This window comes from Acanthopleuribacter pedis, from assembly GCF_017377855.1.
Lineage (GTDB): Bacteria > Acidobacteriota > Holophagae > Acanthopleuribacterales > Acanthopleuribacteraceae > Acanthopleuribacter > Acanthopleuribacter pedis.
Genome location: NZ_JAFREP010000026.1, coordinates 63,616 through 89,702, shown reverse-complemented (window position 1 = coordinate 89,702; position 26,087 = coordinate 63,616). Strand labels below are relative to the sequence as shown.

Sequence of the window (26,087 nt, the reverse complement as noted above, 5' to 3'; positions counted from 1 at the left end):
CAAATCGGATCAACACACAATCCATGTCGAATAGCTTAAGGAACCTCAAAACCCAGGATCGTCATGTCGTCGCGTTGCGGGGCGCGGCCTTGGAAGGCGCGTAGCGGTTCGAGTAGGTGGCTGTCGCCGCTGTTTTGGTCGATGTTCGGGAGGTTGGCGAGTCGTTCGCGCAGCGCCGGGTTGCCGAACTTTTTGCCCGCCTCGTTGACTTGGTCCACGAAGCCGTCCGTGGTCATGAACACGCGATCCCCCGTCGCCAGCTGCACGCGGTGGTTGTGGTACACCGCCGCGCTGCGACGGCGTCGGCCGCCGATCCCCTTGCGGTCGCCGCGGATGGTTTGCAGCGCGCCGCCCGCTTCTCCGCCACCCGCCGCTTGCCACAGCAGGGGACGGCGCGCGCCGGCGAATACCAATTCGCGGGTGGCCGGCTCGAAGCGACACAAACCCAGTTCCATGCCGTCGTCCGCCGCCAAGGATTCGCTATCTTGCCGCAAGGAACGGCGCACGCCTTCGCTCAGTTCGGTCAAAATGTGCGCCGGTTCCTCCCCACCCATTTCCACGATGATGCGGTTCAACTGGGTCACGCCGATCATGGTCATCAACGCGCCGGGAACCCCGTGTCCCGTACAGTCGGCCACCACCACAAACAGGTAGCGCGGCGTTTCGTGCAACCAATAAAAATCACCCGACACCATTTCCCGTGGTTGGAACAGCAGGAAGTGGCGCGGCAATAAGCGGGTAAGTTCTTCCCGCGCCACCAGCATCGACGATTGGATGTGGCGCGCGTACCGCATGCTGCTGAGGATGTTTTCGTTGTTTCGTTTTAACTGGCGGCGGTCCATCGAACGGATGATCGCCGAAATCACGTGCTGGCGGAAACGACTGATGCGGTCGACGCCGACCGCATCGAACGCATCGGCGCCCTGGTCGCTTTGCCACAGGGCCACCGCGGGCAGCTCCTCATCGAGGTTAATGAAAATGGCGATGGTCGTGGTTTCTGCGCCGGCCACACCCGCGCGGGTCAGGAACACGCCGTGATCCAAACGCGTCGCGTTGCTTTGGAAACAGGCCACCAAATCGCTGTAGGTAAAACGATGCTTGCGAAAGGTTTCCTCATCGACGCGAAAGCCGGTCTGGAACACAAAGTCCTCGCGGCCGAATGCGCGCATGTAAACCACCGCCCAATCCGCGCGGGGGAACAGGTTCATGCCCTGCTGCAGCAGGGCGTTGAGCATCGCACCCACCTCGACCTCGCGGTTAATGGCGCCGACAATGCGGTCCAACATCTCCAAATCGAGGTTTTGCTGGTGCAAAACCTCGGTACGCGCGGCCACTTTCTGCTCCAGGGTTTTGCTGTAGTTCTCCAATTCCGAATACAAACGGGCGTTTTCCAGGGAAATCGCCGCTTGAGCGGTCAGAATGCGCAACACCTTCAAGCGCTCGCGGGTAAACACCGCACGCGACAGGTTGTTCTCCAGAAACAACATCCCCACCAAATCGGTTTGGTGCAGCAGCGGCATGCACAACATTGACTTGGATCGGCGTTCGGCAATATAGGGATCGAAGGCGAATTGTTCGTCCTCCGCCGCGTCGGCCATAACCACGCTGTTGCGCGTGCGCGCCACGTAACGCACCACCGACTCGGGCACGTCCTGACCGTAACGGACCGGTGCGGCCGACAGCAGGTTGACCGTGCCCGCGTCGCCCAAGGCTTCCGCTTCCAGCAGAAGTTGGCGGTCACGGTAACGCAGCAGCAAGCAGCGTTCGGCACCGGCGTTTTCCATCACGTACGTCATCAACTTTTCCATCAACACGGGCAACATGATTTCATCGGAAACGGCTTGGCCGGCTTTGATGAAGCTCTCCCAGTCCAGTTCCGCCTCGCGCCGTTCACGCGCCCCATAACCGGCCGGCACCAAACCATCGTTATGCGCGGCTTCCAGTTGGGCGGCTTTTCCGTGGGCGCCCCAGGCACGGTAAGCGATCAAGGCGTCACCCGCAAACACCGCCGCCACCTTGTCGCGCCCGCGGCGGCGGAACAGGTTGGCGGTCAGTTCGTTGCCCATGGCGACCAGGTACGGTCGGCCGGCCTCACGTGCCTCGGCGACGGCATCCTGAAACGCATCCTCGGCCGCGATCAAATCACCGGCGAGTCGGTGGCGCTCACCCGCGATCAAGGCGCGTTTGATGCGGTAATTTTCGGGTGCCAATGCCACATACCCATCCAGCGTTTCCAAGATTTCGGCCAACCGGGTGAGCGTGGCTTCACAACCGGGACCGGCTAGGTCCGCGGCGATCAACGCCTCGAGAATCAGCCGCTCCGCGTAGTAAAAAGAATCTTTTACCCAGACATCGGGTTCGCCATAACGGGCCAGCACCGCCTGCGCCTGGTCGGCGCGGCCCATCAGAAAGTGGGCAAAGGCGATCATCACCAAACAGGCGTGAACACTAAAACCAATTTCGGTCATCTCCAACCCGTGGATGATGCCTTCCTCCGTCAAACCCGTCTCGCTCAGCCAAGTTGCCACCGTTTCCGGTTCGCTGAGTAATTGAACCGCGTAGGCGTAGGCGGTAAAGGCCATCAGTTGTTCGGAGAAACCCAGCTTGGCGAAATGCTCGTGGTAGTGACGGCACTTTTCCTGAATATCGCCCAGCGGATCGCCGTGGTAAAAACGCAGCGGCATTTTGCCTTTGCAGTTGTAGATGGTGTAGTTAATGTCGCCGCCTTCCAAGCCGCGGCGGAACCCCTCGACCATAATCGGAATGCAGGCCTGCAGCGGCAATCCCAAATGGCCGAACCCACCGAAGAGTTCGCAGACACGGGAGCGTGCCCCGGCCAAATCGTGGTGGGCGGTGGTCTCGTAAGCGGCCTGAAGGAAGCGATGACCGAGCGCGTAATCGCCGAAGCGCGGGCCGAGGCAAAGCACGGCCAGAGCCATGATCAACGAGGCAGGTTCGTCCGGTCCGTGTTTTACCGCGAGGCGGCACCCCATCAAAACAGCCAGGGTCGCGCGATCATGGTCCACAAAAATCCAGGCCGCGACATTGGCAAGGCTGCAGAAACCGGCGATTTGGTAGTGAACCTTCATGTCTTCATTAAGGGGACGGGTAACCCAATCGTCCAGGGACCATCGGGTCAAATCCTCCTGGAGCAGCTGAAACTCCGCCTCGATGCGGGTTGTGATCAGCGCGCGGTCGGTCGGAAAATCAATGCCCAGGTCGATCAGGCTCGCCAGGGTTTGGTCTTCAATCCCTTGAAAGTTGGCGCCGGCCAGGTCGATCAAGTTGCGTTGTTGGTAGATTTTGGCACGCGCGATGGGGTCATGGGCACGGGTCAGCAAATTCTTCAGAAGCACGTCCGCCTGTTCCAGTTGCGACAGCAGGAACAGGGTTTCGGCAAGGTTGTAGGAAAGATCGAAGGTGAACGCGAAGCGCGTTTCCCAGGCATCGGGCGGCAACAGGGACTCGGCGGTTTCCAACAGTTCCAGGGCGGTATCGTAGGCGCCGGAAGCTTTGGCTTTCACGCCGGCTTCCACGTTAAGGTCCAAAAGCCGACGTTTCTGATCAGCGGCCAAAAAAGCCTGGCCGATGTTGAGATGGGTGACGATTTCGAAAAGGGTGCCGGCGTGGGTTCCCTGTTGGTGCCGTGCCAAAAACAACCGGCCGATGCGGTAATGGAGTACGGTCGATTCGTCCGGGTCGATGGAAAAATAGGCGGCTTGCTGCACGCGGTCGTGCACAAAACGAAAGTCGACGGCGCCGAGGTTTTCAACCGTAGCACCGCAGAGCGGCAACTGGCTTTTCATAAGTGTGTCGTACTGATCGTTAAGCACCACCAGCAAACCGTCGCGCACGGGTGACATCAAATCCTTGGCGACGGCGCGCAAGTCCTTGTCACGCAGATCGGCGAGCAGTTCCAGGCTAAATTGGTTGCCGAAGAACGCGGCCAATTGCAGCGTACGCGCCGCCTCCGGCGCCAGGTTGGTGATCTTGGCGATCATCAAGTCCACCACGTTGTCGGTGATGGCCATTTGGCGGATCTGTTCCAAGTCCCAGACCCAGGTGCGCTGGGTGTCGAGACGCAGGAAGCGGCGGCGATGGACAGCCAACAGAAGTTGACGTACGAAGAAGGGGTTACCGCCGGTTTTTTGGCGCACGAAGGCACTCAAGTCGCGGGTTTCAAAAGGGTCCCGGCGCAAGGTGTCGGCCACCAATTGGTTCACACTATCCGCGCTTAACGGCTGCAGGCGAATGTGGCGCGGGGCTTGGCCGCTGACGTCGGTGATTTGCTCAAGGGTGGTGTTGAGTGGGTGTGCCGGCGGAACCTCATTGTCGCGATAGGCACCGATCACCATCAGCCAGGAAACCTCCTCCGCGGTGGTGAAATGGGCCAAAAGGTCGAGTGAGGCAGAATCGGCCCACTGCAAATCGTCGAGGAACAGGACCAGCGGGTGCGCCGCTTGGGCCAGCGCACCGAGGAGTTTGACGCAGACCGTCGCAAACCGGAACTTGGCCTCGGCCGGCGCCAGTTCAGGCACTTCGGCCTGTTCGCCGATCACCAGGCTCAGCTCGGGGAGGACCGGGGTTAAAACGCCGCCTTCGCCCCCGAGCGCGGCGTTGATTTTGTCGCGCCAATGGTTCAGTTCGGCATCGGCGAGGGTGAGGAACTGTTTCAGCAATCGTCCCAAGGCTTGGAGAATGGCCGAATAGGGTTCGTTCTTATTAAGCTGATCGAATTTACCGGCGGCAAAAAAGCCCTGGCGCAGGGTAATGGGTTTGTACAACTCGCGGATCAAAGCGGATTTACCGATACCCGCGTAGCCGGTGACGAGCAATAGCGGATTGCGGAACTGGTCCATGGTGTCGAACCAATGCAGCAGTTCATCCAATTCCGGGGTACGCCCGTAGAGTTTTTGCGGCAGGTACAACCATTCGGAAACGTCTTTGCGACCGAGGGTAAAATCGGTGGGCCGCCCCTTTTGGTGCTGTAAACGGGCGGCACAATCGGTGAGGTCGAAAAGGAGACCGGCACCACTTTGATAGCGATCCTCGGCGGCTTTGGCCATCAGCTTGTGAATAATTTGCGCAACAGGGCCGGGCACCTCTTGATTCTGTTGTTCGAGCGGCGGCGGCACCTTGGCGAGATGGCTGTGGATCAGTTCCATGGCGTCGCGTTGCTGGAACGGGGGGCGACCACAGAGCGCCTCGTAAAAAGAAACCCCAAGCGAATAAAAATCGGTGCGGTAGTCGAGCAGACGGTTCATGCGCCCGGTTTGTTCGGGCGAAATGTAGGGCAAACTGTCTTCAAACCAGTTGGCGGCCCAACCTTCCTTGGCCTCGGTTGTGAAGGTGGAGGCGATTTGAAAACCCATCAGGTAACCGCGCCCGGAACGACTGTCGTACCAAATGGTTTCGGGTGAAATGTTTTTGTGGATGACACCGCGCTGGTGCAATGCCCCGATGGTTTGCGCGAGTGAACCGGAGAACGGTAAAAACCGGGCGAGGTCAAAGCGGTGGTCGGCGATGACATTTTTGAGGGGCATGCCGCCGGGGTCGTCAAAGACCAGGGCGAAGGCGGGCGAAAATCGCAGGAGTTCGCGGGCACGCAGGACGCCGTCGACGTCCAAATTGCGGGTCATCTCATATTCTTGTTCCAGGAGTGCGATTTCGTGGCTGCCGGGCCGGGGTGAAAGGGGGATTTTGAGCAGGACGGATTCACGCCCAACCTTTTCCCATGCGCGATACAGCGCAAAATGGTTGGATCGCAAAAGTTCGGAGGACTTCTGGTACCGCTTCAGGACCTCACGCATGAAGGACAACTCCAGAACAGAACGGGCTGATTTGTTAAGGCCGATTATTCCATTTCCCAAGACCTTCTGTCACGGACAAAGTTGGAGGCAATCGCCACAAGCGCGTAGCTCTGCACAAGTTGTAAGTAGGCAAGCAAAGCCGCTTTCCCAAAAAGATTAACGTTTATCGGACATGCTCTTTTCCAGAGCAATGGCAAATTACCCACGTGGCAACGGGTGGTGGCGGGGCACGAGGCGGCTTGTTTTTGCCAAGCGAGACCAAGGATCACACCTAAGAAGCGCGATAACTCGCGGTGATTTTAGCCAAAACGACGGCACCGGCATCAGCTAAATTTTGGAGAGCTTGCCTTGAAGCTCGAGTAACTTCTTCGCTTCTTTTCGGTAAAAGGGGAATTCATGGTGTACATACGGTTCCACCAGCTCTCGGGGAATCCTTGCTTTAAGGCGTCTTAAGGCAGAGAAAAGATGGCCTATCTCTTCACCATGGGGAATCATCTCAACAAGAACCGAAGCGGCTTCTGGGTGTTTCGTTTTTGCTAAAGCAAGGAACACCATCTGGCGATCACTTCCATTCTTTCGGTTACGAACGATATTAGCCAACTCAGGAAAGTGCCTCTTTTGAGCAATGGTCGCTAGCGCATTGCCAATGACCCACCTGTAATCCACACCCTCGCCTGGAGAAGCCCGCTTAAATTCTTCAATAAGGAGATCGGCGGCCGGCTTTCCCCAAGGAACAGACATTGTGCGAACAATATCGTCCCGAAGAGCATCATATTTTATCTTGGGCAGCCATTTCATCAAGATAGGAATGGCCTCGGGATACTTAGATCCGCTAGCTCTCAAATCTTGAACAGCTATGATGTCAAAGCCTGCCTCTCTGAGTTCCACTAGCAGTTCTCTCCCCGCGGCAAGGTATTTTGCCATACTTCGATCTATATGAGCCTTTAACTTCTTATCCTGAGGAGAAAGATTAACGCCTCTTTCTAGACGCTCTAGTTGCTGTTGATAAGGATCCTTCACATTCATTTAATTCGCTCCAGAACAATTCGGTCTGTATCAATTAGCTCTCTTAATGGTGCGCTTAGCTTAGTGTGCTCCAAGTATTAAAAGGTCATTTCTTTTTGGAGTTGTCCTTTAAGCCTGGTGGCCCCAGCCGTGGCCATGGTCAGCAATTCGATGACGTATTTTGTGGGAATTGCGCAGCCGCGCAGCTTTGATCGCCGTTCCCGGGCCACGCGACACACTCGGAATCAGCTTGTTTTTACGTTTTATGATGCCAAGGTTTGTACCGGCCACTTTTGCCAAAATCAAACACCTTCAGGGACGCCACGGTCCCTGACGTTGATTGGGTTTATGATTCAGCAGCGTCGAGTTTGTCTTGAAGTGCCAACAGCTTTTTAGCTTGTTTTCGGTAAAGAGGGAATTCATGGTTTAAATAGGGTTCCACTAGCTCACGGGGAACCCTTGCTTTAAGCCGTCTTAAAGCAGAAAAAATATGGCCAATCTCTTCACCATGGGGAATCATCGCTACAAGAACTGGAGCGGCTTCAGGGTGTTTCGTTTTTGCTAGAGCAAGAAACACCATCTGGCGATCACTTCCATTTTTTCGGTCACGCACAATATTAGCCAACTCAGGAAAGTGCCTCTTTTGAGCAATGGTCGCTAGCGCATTGCCAATGACCCACCTGTAATCCACACCCTCGCCTGGAGAAGCCCGCTTAAATTCTCTGATAAGTAAATCTGCCGCGGGTTTACCCCAGGGTACCGACATGGTACGAACAATGTCGTCTCGCAACGCATCATACTTTACGAGTGGCAGCCATTTCATTAATATGGGTATCGCATCGGCGTATTTCCTGCCACCGTCCCCCAGAGCGGCAACCGAAGTGACAGAAAAGCCGATGTCCTCTAGATCCTTCAAAAGATCTTTCGCCGCTGCTTGATACTTGGCTCGACTCCGATCAATGTGAGCTTTAAGTCTTTTATCTTGTGTAGACAGGTTTTCACCTTTTTCCAAACGAGCCATATGTTTTTGGTACAAATCCATTTCGTTCATTGAATACGCTCCACAAGAATTTCGCCTGAATCTATTAGCTTTTGAAGAGGTTTACTAATTCTCACACCTTCGGGAAGGTAGAGCGTAAAAGTGAACCCTTTACTTTTTGCGAACTGATAATAATCTCTTAGTTGTCCTGAGAAACTCACCTTTTTAACATTTTTCGCCTCTCCAATCGCTCTCCCTTCTCTATTCAAGAAATCTGGAATTCTGAATTGAACCTTAGATGACGCAACCTGGATTCGCTTGGTGTTCTTAGGCAAACCGATCTTTTTTTCAAATGCCAAACCCTTTCGGACGTTTTGTTGGAGTCGGGTGGCTGCCGCTGAGGCCATGGTCAGCATTTCGGTGCCGTGTTTTGCCAACATTGCGCCGGCTTCGCTTGCGCCGCCCGCCGCTTTGATTGCCGTTCCCGCGCCGCCCGGCACGCCCGGAATCAAGGTGGCGCCGATGTCCAGTGCGACACCGCCCGCGTCGATGGCCGCCGCGCCCCAGTTGCCCTGGCTGATGTTGTCCACCGCCGAGACCACGCCCATGCCGATGTTGGCCACGTCCCACAAGGTCTCGACGACTTCGCCGCTTGGGTCGTAACCCGCCATTGGGTTGGATCGCGCGTATGCGTACAGATTATAGCTGGTCGGAATCGTTGCATCAAAGTCGCGACCCGGATCCGGTTGCGTGAAACAACCCGCCCCCGGGTTGTAGTAACGGGCCCGCATATAAATCAAACCGTCCGGGTCTTCTTCATGGCCGGTGAACCCGTGTGGCCCTTTGAACGCGTTCCCCATCACCATCTGCACACCGTAAGGCGAATAGAACTGTTGCCGCGCATTGGGTGCCGCTTGCGGTTCCCAGCTCAGAATCGGGTTGCCGGTGCGGTCCGTCAGGCGGTATTGGTACCGCGTTGATGCCAGGCCGCCCGCGATGAACTGTTGCGTCTCCACAAACACGGCCTGGCCCTGGTGGGTGACGAACTGACGGCGCGCCACCATGGTGTTGCCGTCACTCAGCCCATTGACGGCCACCTCCTCCTCGGTGATGACGGTGTGGTTTTGGTCGCGAATCGAATAAGTGATCCGGTTTTCGTTGGGGCGGATCGACACCACCCGTTGGCCAAAGGCGTCGTAGAAATGTTTGGCTTCCACGCTGGAATGCAAGAAGCCCGGGTAACGCTTTGAGCCTACAAAAACGCCGTCGAGCCGGCCGTTGCGTCGGTAGCGGTAATGCGTTCCGGCGCTTACCGACAGGCGACCCAGGCGGTCGTAGTCATTGTCGCTACCGACCTGATAGGGGTTGCGCCCCGCGACGCTTGTCTCAAACGCCGGCAAGTGGAAACGCGTTTTGCCAAGGAACAGATCCAGGCCGGATCGGGTTAAGAAGTTGCCGGTTTCGTCGTAGCCATAGGTGTTGGTTTGGGCGCCGAGGCTGAAACGGGCCAGACGGCCGAGGGCGTCGTAGCCGTGGCCGATGTGGATGCCGTCGGGGAACAGCGCGTCTCGGCGGTCGTAACCGGTGATGGTACCAAATTCGTTGTAGCGGATGTTGTCGATTGCCACGAAAGCCAGGGGCTCGCCGGCCGCGCTGATTCGGGAACCGACAGCGCGATGGGCTGCATCGAAGGTATTGAGGTGGGTGAACGTTTTCGCCGCGGACAAGGCGCGATGCGTCCCCGTTTCTTGGGCGAGGTACTCGGCCAAAGCTTGATGCTCCGGGGCATCGGTCGCATTGTGCCCGGACCGCGTCGCCTCCGGTGAAATCGGTGTTTGCGCGACCCGCGCCACCACATCCTCGATCAACCCTTGCAGGGTAGGATCGCCGCCGACCAAACTTGGGTAAGTCGGCAGGCAATCGCTGCTTTGACACCGCCCGCCGTCCAGCTTGCGCCACCAGGGCGCCGCATCAGGTGTCCAAAAGTGCGTCGCACGCACCACTTGGTGGAAATCGGGGCCGGCGGGATGTTCGGGACCGCGTCCGTAGAAAACCTGCAATTCCTTGTGGTGGAAGCTATGGTTGCGCGCGGCCACGCCGCCGTTAGGATGCTGCACCTCGCGAACGCGGCCCAAATGATCGTAGGCCTGCCGGATCTGGTACGTCCGTGAACCCGAAACATCCCGCGTCAAACGACCGTTTTCCCCCAAAGCACCCTGCTCGAGCCTGGGCAGGTGGATGTCGATCACACGGGGCTGGTGCTGCTCGTTGAAGTCGCGGTAGCGCGTGATAACCGGCGCCGCGTAGCCGTCGTCATTAAAGGCGGTGGCCCGGATTAATCGGTTCAAACCGTCGTATTCAAACTGCTTTATCGGGCGGCGCATATCCTGACCGAGTTCCAGGTGGTTGCGTCCCTCCTGCAACACCAGCCTGCCCAAGCCGTCGTAGCTGTTCCACATCTCCCAGGCCGGCTGTGGCAAATCGCCGGCGAATTGATGCACCCGCAAGCCGCGACCATCGTAGGCGTAACCCATGGTTTCATCCATTTCGGGATGGCGTTCCTCCATCAATTGGCCCAACCAACTGATGACCTGACGCCGCGCATAAGCCGGGTTGTGATAAGGCGTGGTGACGGTTTCGGTTCCGAGCGCGTGGGCGGTATGGGTGAAAGCCGTTTCGTGCCCGTTGGTTGAGGCCCGCACCAGGCGCCCCAAAATGTCGTGTTCCACCCGTTTGATTTTTGCGGGTCCGTCGCGATGGGCTCGGGCTGTTTCGACGGTGATCAGGTTTCCATCCGGCGTGCGGCTGTACACAAATTCGCTGGTCGGCGCCTGATCGAGGCCGACGTTGCCGCCAAGGGGAAACAACCACTTTTTCACGACACGCCCGACCACATCGTAACGGTAGGCAATGCCGCGCGCCCGCGAATCGGTTTCGTAGGCGACGCGGCCGAAAGCGTCGTAATGGGTCGTGGTCTCGTAGTCTGCATAGGACCAAACGCCCTGTAACTGATTGCTGACCCGGCCCATGCTGTCGAGGGTGATGGTTCCAATGGGAACGGTGGGGGTGCCGGAACCAACCCCCACCGCCGGGGTGGGAAAATCGAATTGGATCACATCGCTGTTGGCAACGCCCTCGGTGAATTCCCAGAAACGGGAAGAACCTAGGTGGTCGTCGCGGTAGCGGGTGACCTCGTCGGGACGACCCGGCCGCAAAATACGTGTCACGCGCCGGTCGTTGTCGTAGCGGTATTCAGTCGTGATGCCGTTTTTGGTTTCCGATTCAAGTGTTCCGTCGAAGTTCAAGTAACGGATGATGGGCGTGCTTTCCGGCTGAACTTCATAGCGTGGGACACCGAACTGGTAATCCTGGGTGTGGATGGTGCTGACACCGCCGGAGGTGCGCGTGGCGAGGTAGCCGCGATCCCTTCCGCTGGGATGGTAGCTCAGGGTCTCCACCTCGGTTTCGGTGGCGTTGCGGTGGTAAATCTTGGTGGTCGGCAGCGGAAAGCGCGGATCTTCGTATTTCAGGATGGTGCGTTTGAGCGTACCGGGTCCGTCACGGGTCAGCCCGCGTTCTTCCAGCAAAGTCGGCAAGCTGAGCGCATAGGCATCGAAACGGGTGTCGTCCGTGCCGGCAAAATCCGCAACGACACGGTGGTCGTATTCGAAAACCTGCTCGCGGTAGTACGCGCTGTCACGGGCTTGCTCGCGGATCCTGAGCGGGGCCAGGTAGCCTTCGTGGATGCGGGATGCGTCGAGACCAGTGTCGGCGCCGTACCATGCGTAGCTATAGTGGCGATCCAGCCAAACGTTGTCGATCAAACGGCCGTGTTTTTTTACGGCGTGAATGCGCACCGCGTCGCCGCCGGCATGGCCGCCAATCGAAAGAACCGGCGTGTAGTCCCAAGATTCTCGCGCCACCTCAGAACCGAACAGGGTGCGTTGGGTCGCGGGCAGGCCCACCAGGTAATCGAATTCGAAGATTTGGTAGAGGGTGTGGTGAATCGGGGTGTTGATGTACCGCGTTTTCCGTTCATTGAAGGTTTCCATCATCTCTTCAAAAACGGTGACCTCGATAAAGCCGCGGCCGTCGAATTCCCATTCTTCATCGGGCGAACCCTGGCGGTAGGAAAGCGCCAACCAAGATTGGCCGTGACTCACGGAGGAAAGCCGCAAGTAGTCGCGCTCGCGAGTCTCAAGTTCAATGCAATCATCGTCGGCACGACTGGGACGACAATCGCTGTATTCCGCCTGGACATATTTAAATGATTGCACGGCCCAGTTGAACGCGATGACACCGCCGCCGGGGAGTTGTAAATCGGTCACAACGGGTTTGTCCCGTCCCTCGAGCCCGGTGGTGATGGTAAAAGTGCGGCCCGCGGCGGTGGTCACGGTGTGCAGGCTTTGGGTGCGGCGAGTTCCCGCAACAACCGTTTGATACCCAAACCGGGCCATCAGCTTGGTTTGCGAACCGTAACGGAGCTCGACTTTTTCCGGCAGGCCTTGGTGGACGCTTTCGGGTCCGTGGTAATCAATAACGAGGCGGCGCCCGTCTTGGTCGACCAACGAGGCGATGCGCGCCGGCTCTGGAACCGTCCCGTCGGCATCCAACCCACCGACATAAGTCACGGTCAGGAAACGGCCGTTGGGTTGGGTAATGCGAATCGGGTAAAAGCGCACGGCCGAACGATTGGCTTCATCGGTAACGCGCCGTTGCGCCAAAAACTCGGTGACCTGACCGTTGGGTTCTTTGAGGTAATAATTATTTTGGGAAAAACCCTGGAGCAAAGTGCCGTCGTCATGCCATTGCCGGGTGATGCGGCGAAGGCTCCGGTCAATGAAATGCACGTCGGCTTGCTCAGGTAGACAGCCAAAAGTGTCGCAGGCGTCCCGTGGGCCACCGTCGAAAGGCCCCTTTTGGAACAAGGCGTCGCGACCAAATACCGAAGCATTGCCGGCCGAGTCGACAAAACGAACCCGTTCCCAATCGGCAAAAGCGCTGCTGATCACACGGTTACGGGCCACGATGTACCCCAGATTAAAACTCCAACCGAGGCCGAGGTTATGGCTGTCGGGCGTACCGGAGAGTTGGCAAAGCTGAAAGTCGGAGCTGTTGCGGCAGTAAGGTTCCTCCGGTGTTTTGTAGATCGGGGTCAGGCTCAGGCCGGGAACGCCGACCGCTTCCAGGGTGATGTTGAGTTTGCCGGTGAATTCGTTGATGTGGGTGTAGGGGATCTCGGTACGCAACCCGATTTGGTCGGCATCGGAAGAAAGCGGCTCGATCTCCTCCCGCTGAGTGGGCAACTCACGGGGCGCAATCCGTGTAAGGGTCCCCGATTGGAATGCATGAACAGGAAGAAAAGAGAAAAGAGCAAGCGTTAAAAAGCAGGTAACAAACAGGATGTTTCGTTGCATCGGATGTCTCTCTCAAAAATAGTAGAAAACCAAAGACGGAGGACAAGCGGACAGGACATGTCAAGGTGAGCGCTGATTCGTATAAGAGAACCCTACCAAAACCCTAAGACAGCCCTTGTCGCACAACCGATATTTTTTAAAATCGAACCAGCAAGGTTTCAGCGACAACAACGGATCTCATTAGCTCGCCCTAATCGGCGGCCCTACCCCAAAAGTCGCAGGATCAGTCCTTCAATTGTCGGAACAATTCGATGAGGGCGGAAACCTGGGGTGGGTTCAACATCGAGAAGTGATTGCCGGGCACGGTGTGGCGCATGGTGACGCCGAGGAAATGGGGCGCCCAGGCCTCGGATTGGCGGGCGAAGAAGCGGGTTTCGTGGTCGGCGGCGTCCAGCAAAAGGGCGCGACCCCGGTAACGCGGCGGCTGGAAGGCCTTGAGCGCGGTGCAATGGGTTCGGTATACCTGGAGGCAGGCGGCGATGCGCGCTTCGCTCAGTCGCGCTAGGGGATGACCCAGCAGTTCAGCGCGTTGGCGCAATTGGGCGGGCCAGGCTTGGGGCGCGGTTTCCAACACATCGGCGGTGGATTCGTCCAGACTTGTTATCCCGAAAAATTCGGCAAAGGCGGCGTTGGGGTTGCCAAAGTTGGCGGGCAGTTGGCTGGGATGGGGTGCGTCGAGCAGGACCAGCCGGTTGGGGCCGGCACCCTCTTGGTCGAGGCGGCAGGCGGCGTGCAAAGCGGGGGCGGCGCCGTAGGAGTAACCACCCAGCAGCCAGGAGCGCCCTGGGGCGAGCATGCGCAGGCCGACACAAAGCGCGGTCGATAAGGCACCGATGTCGGCTGGGGTTTCCGGGTGGTTGAACACCATCGACTCGTAGCCGTAAACAGCGTAGCGTGCCGCCAATCCGGCGGCCAATGTTTGGAACACGTCGACCCAGCCAAACAAGGGATGGACCAAAACCAACAAGGGTTTGCGGCCGTCGTCCGGGGTGAGCGCGATGAACTCGGATGGCAAATCGGCGGCGATCCAGGGCTCCGCGGGCGCCCGTTTGTCGTCAATTAATTTGGCCAAGGCCTGGAGGGTGGGCGCGGCGTTGAAATCGCCACCGTGGAGGCGCACGCCGAGCGCGCTTTCAATGTCGGCGGCGACCTGAAGCGCGACAAGCGAATCACCGCCCAAGGCGAAGAAGTCGTCCGCGACACTGCCGAGCGTCACTTCTAAGTTGGTTTCCCAAATGGCTTGCAGCGCGGTTTCAGTGGCGGTGCCGGCGAGCGGCGTCGAAACGGCCGCACCCGGGCCGGGTTGGGTTGGTTTTGGTTGCGTCGCTGCTTGCACCGGCACCCGTTGCTTGGGTGCAACGGCGACCAACACGGCCTGGCCGAGGTCGTCCTGGTCGGGGGCGGGCACGCTCACCAGATCGCGAAAACCCAGATCACCGAGCAGGCTGCACCAGCCGGCGGCGTTGTCGGGGGCGGCTGCTGTTCCCCCGCCGGCGTGCCAGCCCTTGAGGCTGCCAAAAACGACGTCGGAAAAGATCGAGCGGTGCGTGTTTTCCTGGGCCAACAACAGGCCGTCCTCGGTAAGCAAGGCGGCGACGCGGCGCAAGGCGTCGGGCAGGTCGTCGGCGACATGCAAGACGTTGGCGGCGACGATGAGGTCGAAGTGTTGGGCGGGCAAACCCTGCTCGCCGAAATCGCGGTTGAGGTCGAGGGTTTGGTAATCGATGAACGGGTAGTCGGGCCAGCGTTCGCGACCGCGGCGCAGGAAGTAGGGTGAGACGTCGGTGAAACGGTAACGACAAGGGGCGACGGCCTGGTGTTCGGCGAGGAACGGTAGCAACGCGGCGGCGGCTGAACCTGTCCCGCCGCCGATTTCGAGGATGTTCAACGACCTTTTGCCGGATTGAGCCAGGAAGGCGGCGAAGAGGTCGCCGAGCAAGGCGTGGATGCCGTCCGCGGCCTCGGCGTCGCTGTAGATGCCGGTCATGCCCGCCAGGTTGCCCTCGGGGAACAACAGTTCGACGGCGTTGCGGCGCCCGGTCAGAATCGCGTCGAGTTCGGGGCCGGCGGCGTGCAGGAGATCGCGGTACGGGATGAGTTGATCTTGACCGGCGACGGCGGCGGTTAGTTCGGCGGCGGTGGGTTCGCTTTGCGGCGGGCTTTGCACGACCACAAGCTGATCGTCCTCGCGCCGCAGGTAACCGGTTCGCACCAGGCTGTCCAGCATCATCATCAACCATTCGCGCAATTGTCCGGTTACGCCGATTTGCGCGGCGACGGCGGCGGGTACCAGCTTTTGACCGAGGCCAAGGTCCATGCCGAGCCGAGACAAGGCGGCGCCGAGGTAGGCGATGCAATGTTGGTCCAAAGCCGCGAGCACCACCGCGTATTCGCTTTGGGTTGCCGCGTGTTCGGCGCGCAGGCGGGCGACCATCGGCGCGACGCGTGCGGCGAGCTGTTGGGTGGAAACGCTGGGGACGGGGGTTGGGATCGGGCGTGGCGCGCGCACGCGACTTCCCCACCCCAAGGAACGGGGTTCCATGACGCTGCCCGGCACGGGCACGCGCCGGCGCCGGTGGGGCGCGTGGTAGGCGGTCCAGTCGACGGGCACACCGGCGACCCAGAGGCAACCGAGGGTTGCGGCGAGGTGTTCGCGAAGATTCTCCCCTCGGGTAGGTAAGGCGTCACACAAGGTCGCCTCAGCCGGCAAGCTCGCCCGAACCAAGCGCGACAAACTGGGCGCGGGTCCCAGTTCCAGCCAAACGGCGTTGGGTAAATCGCGTTGTAAGGTTTCGATACCGCGCGCGAACCACACGGGCCGGCGCACCTGGTCGGCCCAGTAGGCAGGATCAACCACGGCCTCGGGGCGCACCCAATCGCCGGTAAGATTGGCGATAAAGCGTTCGCCAGGTGGTCGTAAGCGAATGTCGGCCAAAGCCTCGGCCAATTTTCCGGCGGCGCCGTTCATGGCGGGTGAATGGAAAGCGCGGTTGACGGCGAGCGGTCGCACCACCACGCCGTCCTCGCGCAACCGCGTGCACAGGGCGTTGACGGCCTCGGGCGGGCCGGAAATCACCTGGCGTTGCGGGGCGTTATAGGCGGCAACCACGACATCGGGTTCCAAGTAGGGTTGCAACGCGGGCGGTGAAAGGGCGACAGCGGCCATGGCGCCGGGCGACGTCTCGTCCATCAGGCTGGCGCGGCAGCACACCAAACGCAAGGCGTCGTCCAGATCCATAACGCCGGCGCGACAGGCGGCAACCCATTCGCCGAGGCTGTGGCCGAAAAAGGCATTGGGCCGAACGCCCCAGGATTGCCACAGTTCGGCCAGCGCGTAGGCGAAGGCGAAAAGCGCGGGTTGCGCGAACAAGGTTTGGCCCAGGAGTGTATCGACCTGGGGGCCGGAATCTTCGCCGATCAGGGCGGGCCGCAAATCGACGTCCAATGCTTGGCGCACCCGCTCAAGGCAATGGTCGAGGACGTCGCGGAAGCGTGGCTCGGCGCGGTAAAGGTCCCCGGCCAGGCCGGCCATGGCGCCGCCCTGCCCCGGAAACAGGGCGATCACGGGCGGCGCCTCGGACGCGCTTGTCGCTTTATTGGTCGCGGTGGTCTGTCGGCGTGGCAGGAAGCCGGCGGCGCGCAAGGCGGCCACGCAGCTTTGGCGGTCCCGACCCACCACAAAACCGCGGTGGGCGCCCGGCTTGCGGCCGACTTGCAAGGTGAAGGCAATGTCGGCCAAGGCGGGAGCCGCGGGTTGTTCTAAGAATTCAGCGACGCGTTCGGCGGCGAGCCCGAACGCGGATTCGGTGTGGGCGGAAAGCGGCAGAACATGGCATTCGTGGCTACCGGAATTTCCAGGTTCCCCCGGCGCGGTGGTCAGCAAGGCGTGGGCGTTGGTGCCGCCCATGCCGAAGGCGCTGACGGCGGCGACGGTCGGCCCGCCGCCCTCACGCAATTCGGTGCAGAAGGTGAACGCGCCGCCTTCCAGTTCCAGGCGCGGATTGGGCCGCGTGAAGCCGATGTGGGGCACCAAGGTTCGGTGTTTGAGGCACAACACGGTTTTGATCAGCCCGGCCACCCCGGCGGCGGCGATGGTATGGCCGATGTTGTTTTTGACGGTGCCGAGGGCGCAATGCTGTTGCGGTTGATCACCAAAGGCACGGCGCAAGGCGGCAAACTCGATGGGATCGCCGATGGGGGTGCCGGTGCCGTGGGTTTCCACGTAGTCGACTTGGTCGGGCGAAAGGCCGGCACGCTGCAAACACTGTTGAATAACGGCGGCCTGACCGGCGACGGCGGGCGCCATGAAGCTTGCTTTTTGGGCACCGTCGTTGTTGAGCGCGGTGGCTTTGATGACGGCGTGGACGGTATCGCCGTCGGCAAGGGCGTCGCTCAGGCGCTTGAGCACCACGGCGCCGGCGCCTTCGCCGAACACGGTGCCGGTCGCCTCGGCGTCAAAGGCGCGCACGCGGCCGTCACGGGCCTCGATGCCCGCGGGTTGGGTGCGGTACCCGGCACGCATGCCCTGCTCCACGCACACGCCGCCGGCGAGTGCCATGTCGCAATCGCCGCTTTGCAAGGCGCGGCAGGCGTTGTGGACGGCGACAAGCGAGGTGGAACAATGGGTGTAAAGGTCCATGCTCGGCCCGCGCAGGTTCAGCAGGTAGGACACAACGGTGGCCACGAAATCCTGTTGGACCTGCTCGCCGGCGGCGGTGGGTTCGGCCCCGCCCTCCCGGCTGGGGGTTGCGCCGGCATAGACACCCACGGCACCCGGGTGACGGGCGGGATCGTAACCGGCGTGTTCCAAGGCTTGGAACGCGGTTTCCAGAAAGACACGGCGCTGGACGGACATGTTTTTGGCGACGCCGGGGGTCATGCCGAAGAAGGCGGGGTCGAAGGCGTCGGCCTGTTCCAGCACGGAGGCGACGGCGACCCAGGACGGGTCGTCGGCGAGGTCTGGCGGGAGGTCGGCAACGGGTTGCAGTGAACAGGCGCCTTCCTTGAGCCGGCGCCAAAAGGTGTCGGTGTCGGGCGCATGGGGGAAGCGGCAGGCCATGCCGACAACGGCGATGTCGGTGTCAGCCGCGGCGACAAGCGCGGGTTGCGGGGCGGGCACGGCCGCGGCGACAGGCGGCGGTGTGACCTTGTCAGGTTGGGCGGTGACCAGATCACGCACGGTGGGTCGATCAAACAAATCGACCACGCGCAGTTGCATGGCCAGTTGGCTGTTCATGCGCTGCACCAACTGGACGGCGGCCAAGGAATCGCCGCCGATTTGGAAAAAGTTATCGGATGGCGCGATGGGGTGTCCGCCGAAGAAATCGCGCCACAATCGCAGCAGTTCGGCTTCCAGGGAACGGCTGTCCCGCGTCGTATGCGGTCGGCCTACCGGGGAAGCGCCGGCGGCGGCCAGATAGGTGTCGCGCCGCGCGATGCGGGTGAGCAGATCGGCGACGGACACGGCGAGCAGGGGGACATCCATCGCGGCGGCCTGTTCGAAAACGCGCACGCCGGCCTCGGGCGGGATGCGCGCGCCTGGGTTGTCAACGGCGGCGGTCATGCCGAGTTGTTGCCAGGAATCCCAATTAATCGCCGTCACCGGCCAGGGGTGGTTCCCCGCCGCGGCAACCCCGTCGAGGTAGGCGTTGGCGGCCGTGTAGCTGAAATGGCCCGCACCGCCGAGGAAACTGGAGAGCGAGGAGCAGAGCAACACGAAGTCGAGTTTTAGCCCGCGCAAGGCTTGGAACAAGGTTTCGGTGCCGGCAACCTTGGGCGCCAGGTCACCGCGAATTTCGGCGGCATCAAGCTGCCCGGCGTCGCAACCCCCCGGCAGCCCGGCGGCGTGGATCACGCCGTCGATACGACCAAAGCGGGTGCGGCTTTGGCGCACGGCGGCGGCAAGGGCACGCGCATCGGTGACATCGGCGGCAAACAGCTCGGCCAAACCGGTCTGGGTCCATTCATCGAGGGTCGCGCGGCGCGCGGGATCAACCCCCTCGGGATCCCGGCTCAGCAGAATGACCCGTGCGTCCCAACGGCTGATGAGATGGGTGGCGAGGTGAAAGCCAATGCCGCGGCTCCCGCCGGTTATCAGGTAAACCCCGCCGCGTTTAAAGCCGCGCCGCGCGGCACGGGGCCGTACGGGCTGGACGCACGTACCAAACCAGGTATGGTTTCGGAGGGCGACCAAGGCGGGCGTAACCCCGTTTTGCGGTGGGGCCGCGGGTAAGGGCGATGTTTGGGCAAGCGGTTGGTTGAGCGGGAGGTCGATACACCGGAGATGGAGGTCTGGCTGTTCCAAGGGCAGCACACACAGCGGCCCCATCATCAAAGAAGCGCCGGGCACGATGATCTCGTTTGGTTCGACGCGCGCCAAACCACGCCGCAGGAAATCGACGTGGGCGGGCTTGTTGCCCCGGCACAAGGCTCGCGCAAGATACAGCGGTGCAAGCAGCGAAAAAAGTTGGTGGGCTTGCCCGTCGGGGTTGTGAAGGTTCCAAGCGTACAGAACGCGCTGGGGCAGGTGGCCGACCTCGGCGAGCAAACGGTGGTAGTGTTCCGGTTCCCCCGGGTTAATCGTGAACCGCGCCGGATCCTGGGCGATGAAATGGGTGCCGGGGAAAACCAAAACCGGAACCGCGTCGGTTTCAAACCAGCGCGTCACACCACCCCGGTCACCCTGATCGAGGAACACCAACCAGCGCCCGCCGGCGCGCGCGGTTTCGATGGGTTCAACGGCCACCATGCCGCGGCTGTACAGGCCGACGGCGGCGCGTTCAGGTTGGGGCGGCGCGGGATCAACCCAGCATCGGGTTTTGGCAAAGGGATAAAGCGGCAGGGGCACGCGGCGTCGGGGACCGGGAAGCGCGGACCAATTCGGAAGGATGCCTTGGGCCCAAATGCGGCCGAGCAGGCCGAGCAAGGCACCGTCGGGAGGCGTGCCGGCAGGCGGCAGCAGGGTCGCGACGACGGCGCGAGGACATTGCTGCCGGGCAATTTCGAGCAAGCCACCGGTGGGTGAAAAATCAGTAAATAAAAGCTGATCGCCGTCACCGAGCGCGGCAAACCAGGCGGCGTCCTGGTGGCGGGCCGACCAGAGATCACGCCAGAAGGTGGCATCGGGCGCGGTAACCGGGCTTTGGGGAAAGCGAGTTGAAAGCCATTCGCAATCCCCATCCAATCGGGGTTCGGAACGCGTGGCGGGCGGGAAGGCGGCATCCAAAGCGGCAAGGTCGCCCTCCCAGGCGGGTAAAGAACTGAGCGTGGGCTCGGGCGGGGCGAAACCCCGTTCGGCCGACAAAGCGCGCAATTGTTGCAGCTGCTCGGAGGAACCCACCACCAAGTGCCGCCCCTCGTCCCCTTCATTGCGGATCTGGAGCCGCGCCAATCCCTGTTCGGCAAAAAGTCCCAGCAGATCGTCCCGCACCATCGAAACCATCATTTGTTGCGGCGGTGCACCCCGCGCCGCGGCTTGCAGCCAAACCGCGCTTTGCGCCAAAAAGTGTTCCAGTTTGAGCGCGCCGGTGAAACAACCGGCGACCCATTCGCCAAAACCACGTGCGATGAGGGTTTGAGGACGCAGACCCAAGGCGGTAAATCCTCGGGCGAGGACGACTTGCATCGCGACCCAAACCACGTGGTCGCGCAGCCAAGCGAGGTTGTCCCCATTGCGGTCGCGGGTTTTGCCGCGGTAGTCATCCAGCGAAAGACCCAGGTGATGTTGCAATTGGGCTTCGACGGCGGCGAGGGTGCCTGGCTGCAGCGGCAACACCTTGGCCATGGCGGGCAGATCGGGAAAGACCTCGGGCAATTCGCCGGAAAACAACCACACCAAGGTTCCCGCCGCCTCGGTTTGGGGTGCCTCCTCGCCGGCGGCAATTTTTTTGAAAAACGCGCGCGCCTCGGCCTTGGTGCGACAAACGGCGAAACGGCGGTACGACAGCGCGGCCCGACCCACCCGGGTGGTGTGGGCGATGTCGGCGAACGGTGGTAGCTTGTCTCGTTCCAGGAACGCCGCCATGGCATCAGCGAGGCTGGCCAAGGCGGCCGGGTTTTTGGCGGAGAGCAGCATCAAATGAGGTTCGTTGGCGACAGGGGTTTGCGCCTGTGGCGGCGCTTGCGCCAAAACGACGTGAACATTGTTACCGCCGATGCCGAAACTGCTGACACCGGCGCGGCGCGGGCCGTCGTGGGTGTCGGGCCACGCGATGGGTTCGCTGTTGATCCGTGGGCTTTGGTTGTCCCAAGATGCGGGATCGGTGGGCGCGTTAAAGGCGGGATGGGGCGGGATGCGACCGTGGGCGACACACAGCAGGGTTTTGATGAAACCGGCGATGCCGGCGGCGGCGTCGAGGTGCCCGATGTTGGCCTTGAGGGCGCCCAGCACCCGTTCGTTGCTGTCGCCAAACACCTCTTTGATCGCGGCGAGTTCGATGCGGTCACCCAGGGGCGTGGCGGTACCGTGGCCTTCGAGGTAGTGGATGTCGGCGGGTTCCACGCAGGCCTTGCGCAAGGCCGCGCGGATGACGGCGGCTTGGCCGGCGACGGCGGGCGCGGTGAAACCGACCCGGCCGGCGCCGTCGTTGTTGAGCGCGGACCCCTTGACCACGGCGTGGACGGTATCCCCGTCGGCGAGGGCACGGGCCAGGGGTTTGAGCACCACCAAACCGACACCGTCGCCGCCGACAGTCCCGGCGGCCTCGGCATCGTAGGGGCGACAGGATCCGTCGGGCGAATGGACCATACCCTCTTGGTAAAGGTAGCCGCGCAAGCCGGGCACGGTGAGGGAAACCCCGCCGGCCAGCGCGGTGTCGCAATCGCCGACGCGCAAGGCATTGCATGCGGTGTGGACGGCGGCGAGCGAGGTGGAGCAAGCGGTTTGCACGTTGACGGCGGGGCCGCGAAGGTCGAGTTTGTAGGCGATCCAGGCCGCCAAAAAATCGGGCAGGTTGGCGAGGGTGTCCCGGAAGTGGTCGGCGGCACCGCTTTCGGCCGCGGCCAAACAATGGTGGTAGTAGGTGTTGACGCTTGCGCCGGCGTAAACGCCGACCCGGCCGGGCGCGGCGGCCGGGTTCAGGCCGGCGTGTTCGAGAGCGTGCCACGCGGTTTCGAGCAGCAACCGTTGCTGGGGATCGAAACGGGCCGCTTCGCGCGGGTTAAATCCAAAGAATTCAGCATCGAAGTGGCCGGGGTCGCCCTCCAAAACGGCCCGTGCTTTGACATAATTCGTGTCCTCCAGCAGCGCGGGGTCCTCCCCGGCTGCCAACAGTTCGGCATCGGAAAAACGCCTGACGGCCACGTCGCCGGCGATCAGGTTGGCCCAAAATTGTTCCGGCGAGGTGGCGCCGGGGAACCGAAAGGCGAAACCGATGACGGCGATGTCCTCGCTTGCGGCGGGGTCGGCCATGGCTTCGGGTTGGGCCTCGGCGACCGCGGCGGGGACGCCGGACACCAATCCGGCTTGCGCGGAAACGGTGGTTGCCGCAAACAAATCGATCAGGGCGATGTCGCCGCCCAGCGCACGCAAACGCGCCTGTAACTTCAACATCAACAGCGAATGGCCGCCAAGGTCGAAAAAGTTATCGTCGCGGCCGACCTGTTCACGTCCCAACAAATCGGCCCAAATCGCGGCCACCTCTTGCTCAACCTGGGAACGCGGCGGTTGGAAAGCGGCCTTGGCTGGGGCGGTCGATAAAGGGATTTCGGACAAAGCCCGCGTATCCACTTTGCCGGTGGGGGTTGCGGGGAGTTTTGGTAGGACGATTACAAACCGCGGCACCATGGCATCCGGCAACAAGGCGGCGAGTTGGGCGCGCAAGGTAGCCGGCTCAGGTGGGTCGGCCTCGGCGGCGGCCACATAACCCACCAACAGGGGTTCCCGACCGGTCTCCCGCCGCAACAACACCACGGCGGCGGCGACCCCCGGCAACCCATTCAAACGGCTTTCCACCTCGCCCAGCTCCACCCGCACCCCGCGAATCTTCACCTGGCGGTCCAAACGACCGAGGTACTGCAAGCGCCCACTGTTGCGCCAACGCACGCGGTCCCCGGTGCGGTACAACCGCGCGCCAGGTATATCGCTGAAGGGGTCGGGCACAAAAACAGCGGCGGTGGCGGCGGGATTGCCGAGGTAACCGCGGGTTACGCCGGCGCCGCCGATCATCAACTCACCGGCGACACCGTGGGGCGCAAGTCGACCGGCGCGGTCCACGACGTACACGCGTTCATTGTCAAAGGGTGTGCCGATGGGCAAGGGTTGGCCGGGCATGCTCCCATCCTGGCTGCGCAACAAGCAATACACGGAAACCACGGTGGTTTCCGTGGGTCCATAACCGTTGATCAGGAGAGCGCGACCGCCGGTGACCCGGTTCCAGACGGCCAAGGAAGCAGGATCAATCGCCTCACCGCCGACCAAGGCCACATTCAGGCTGGGTGGCATGGGCGCGACACCGGCGTCGATGTCGGCGATCAACTGCTGCCATTGCGAGGAAACCATGCTCCAGTTGGTGATGCCGTGGCGGCGGTTGAATTCGAGAAAGGTGGCGCTGTCGACACGGCCCACGCCCTCCCCCATGATCAAGGTGCCGCCGCAAACCCACACGGGAAACAGCTCCTCCATGCACAGGTCGAAGCACAAGGAGCCGCCCTGGAGGACGCGGTCCGACAGGCTCATGCCGTAGTGGTTGACGGCGTTAACGGCAAAGTTGACGATGGCGCGGTGGGGCACCACCACGCCCTTGGGACGGCCGGTGGTACCGGATGTATATATAATGTATGCGGCTTGCTCGGGATGATGCTTCGCGGGCGGCAACGGACGCGTGCCCGGCACGGGCGGCGCTTCGATGCGCAGGCAGGTGCGTGAGGCGGCAAAGCCACGTTCGGCCCCGTTTTGGTCGGTAATCAGGATTTGGACGCCGGCATCGTCGAGCATCCACGCATTGCGTTCGTCGGGATGATCGGGATCGAGGTTGAGAAAGGCGGCGCCGGCTTTGAGGATACCCAGCATGGCAACCAGGGCGCGGTGATCGCGCGGCACACTCAGGGCGACGATCTGTTCGGGCCCGGCCCCATGCGTGCGCAGGAGCACCGCCCAAGCGTCGGCGGCTTGGTGGAGTTGGCGATAGGACAGCTTGTGTTCGCCGTCGATCAGCGCGGTTGCCGAAGCGTGGCGCGCGGCGACCTCGGCCAGAAGATCGTGCAAACACAGGTTATCGAGCCCGGCCCGAGCGCTGCCCTGTCCCTCCTCAAGTAAGGTTTCGCGTTCTTCATCAGACATCAAGGCAACCGCATCCACCTGTTGGTTCGGCGCGGCGGTGAAGGTATCGAGTAAACGGCCCAACCACCCGATCCAGCGGTTGATGGAAACCTCGGTAAAAAGATCGGCCCGAAATTCAAAAGAACCCGCGATGCCGTCGTCGCCGATGCTGAGGTACAGACAGAGTTCTTCCTTGGCGTGGCGGTTGCCGCGCGCCATGGTTTCAAACGTAAGCCCGGCGGCTTGCAAACGGCGGTCCCGTTGTTCCTGCATGACAAAGCCAAGGGTGGTCACGGCGCCGCCGTCTCGCGTCGGTCCCAGTAGGCGAACCACCTCGTCGAACGGCAAATCGCCGTGTTCCATGGCTTCGATGACCGTGGAGGCGGCGCGGGTGAGCAGGTCAGAGAAGCGCGGGTTTCGATCAAAATCGTAACGCAGAAGCAGGGTGTTGGTAAAAAAGCCGAGCACCTTGTGCCAGATCGGCGCGGGTCGGTTAACAAAAGGCGTGGCGATCACCAGGTCGGTTTGGCCGCTGAGCCGGTAAATCAGGGTGGCGTACAAGGTTAAGGCAACGGTGAAACGCGTGGTGCCGAACTCGCGGGCGAGCCGATCCAAGGCCGCCAAACGCGCGGGGGAAAACGAGAAGTCAAAGATATCTGCCCGCGGGGTGGTCGCGTAAGGCCGGCCGCGATCACGCGGGCATTCACAGGACAAAGAAGCCCCGGCCAATTGGCGCGCCCAATAATCCCGTTGGTTCTGCCAGGCCTGGTTGCGCAGTTGTTGCGCCTGCCATAGGGCGAAGTCCGCGATCTGGTAGGCGGGCGCGTCGCAGCGGCTTTTCGCGCCGTGGCAACCTTGTTCGTAATCGGCAACCAGTTCCTCAAAAAACACACGGGTCGCGGCCTCATCCGCGACGATGTGATGCAGGGTTAGCAGTAAAACCTGGTGTTCCGGCGCGAGGCGACACAGTTCAAACCGCACCAAGGGACCCTGTTCCAAATCAAAGGGTAGAGCGGCCTCGGCGGCGGCATGCCCCTCAAACAGGGTTTCGGGATCAGGGTCGTCGGACAGGTCGCGTTGCACCAAAAGGACGTCGGCGGGTTCTAGGATGTGCTGCCGTGGCTCGCCGTCGGCGCCGGCGGGAAAACAGGTGCGCAGGCTCTCGTGCCGCCGCACCAAAGCATTGAGGGCCCCGTGCAAGGCTTCCACGTTCAGCGGGCCGCGCAGGTGGAGGCCGAGCGGCACATGGTAGGCGCCGCCGCGATCGCCGAAACGGTCCAAGAACCACAGGCTTTTCTGACCGCGCGTCAGCGGGATGGGTGCGTCGGGATCCCGCGCGGGCGGCGGTTCATCCTGGGCGACGGGCGGTTGTAACACCGCCAGAAAAGCCAAAATATCGGGCTTGCGTTCTTTCATTTCAGCGATGAGTTCGGGGGTTAACGCGTCCTTGGGGCCGCGAATTTGCAGCTTACCCTCAACCAAAACCGGACGAATCCCACGCGCGGCCCAGGCCGCGATCAAGGTTTCAATGGATGTCGCGATGGCGCAGCTCCTTGGAACTGGATTATTTGCGAAGGAATTTCGCAAAATTCTACCCCAGCGAGGCACCGGTAAACCAG

5 protein-coding genes are annotated in these 26,087 nt (G+C 61.3%); all 5 read right to left on the bottom strand.

The features are described from left to right. Window positions 1-35 precede the first annotated feature (35 nt). The 5 genes from J3U88_RS24485 to J3U88_RS24465 all read right to left on the bottom strand — a co-directional run bounded on the left by J3U88_RS24485 (window position 36) and on the right by J3U88_RS24465 (window position 26,076). On the bottom strand, window positions 36-5,810 hold the full coding sequence (locus J3U88_RS24485) for an AAA family ATPase (protein ID WP_207861630.1): 5,775 nt from the start codon (window positions 5,808-5,810) through the stop codon (window positions 36-38). A 327-nt stretch (window positions 5,811-6,137) separates the two neighbouring features. Then, window positions 6,138-6,836, bottom strand: a complete 699-nt coding sequence (locus J3U88_RS24480) for a hypothetical protein (RefSeq protein WP_207861629.1) — start codon at window positions 6,834-6,836, stop codon at window positions 6,138-6,140. 325 nt (window positions 6,837-7,161) lie between these two features. Continuing rightward, entirely contained in the window at window positions 7,162-7,866 is a 705-nt protein-coding gene (locus J3U88_RS24475) for a hypothetical protein (protein WP_207861628.1), read from the bottom strand. After that, a complete protein-coding gene (locus tag J3U88_RS24470) occupies window positions 7,863-13,211 on the bottom strand; it encodes an RHS repeat-associated core domain-containing protein (protein ID WP_207861627.1) in 5,349 nt (1,782 codons plus the stop codon). The genes J3U88_RS24475 and J3U88_RS24470 overlap by 4 nt, the downstream gene beginning before the upstream one ends. Before the next feature lie 223 nt (window positions 13,212-13,434). Continuing rightward, window positions 13,435-26,076, bottom strand: coding sequence for a non-ribosomal peptide synthetase/type I polyketide synthase (locus J3U88_RS24465; RefSeq protein ID WP_341535195.1), 12,642 nt, complete (start codon window positions 26,074-26,076; stop codon window positions 13,435-13,437). Window positions 26,077-26,087: the final 11 nt, after the last annotated feature.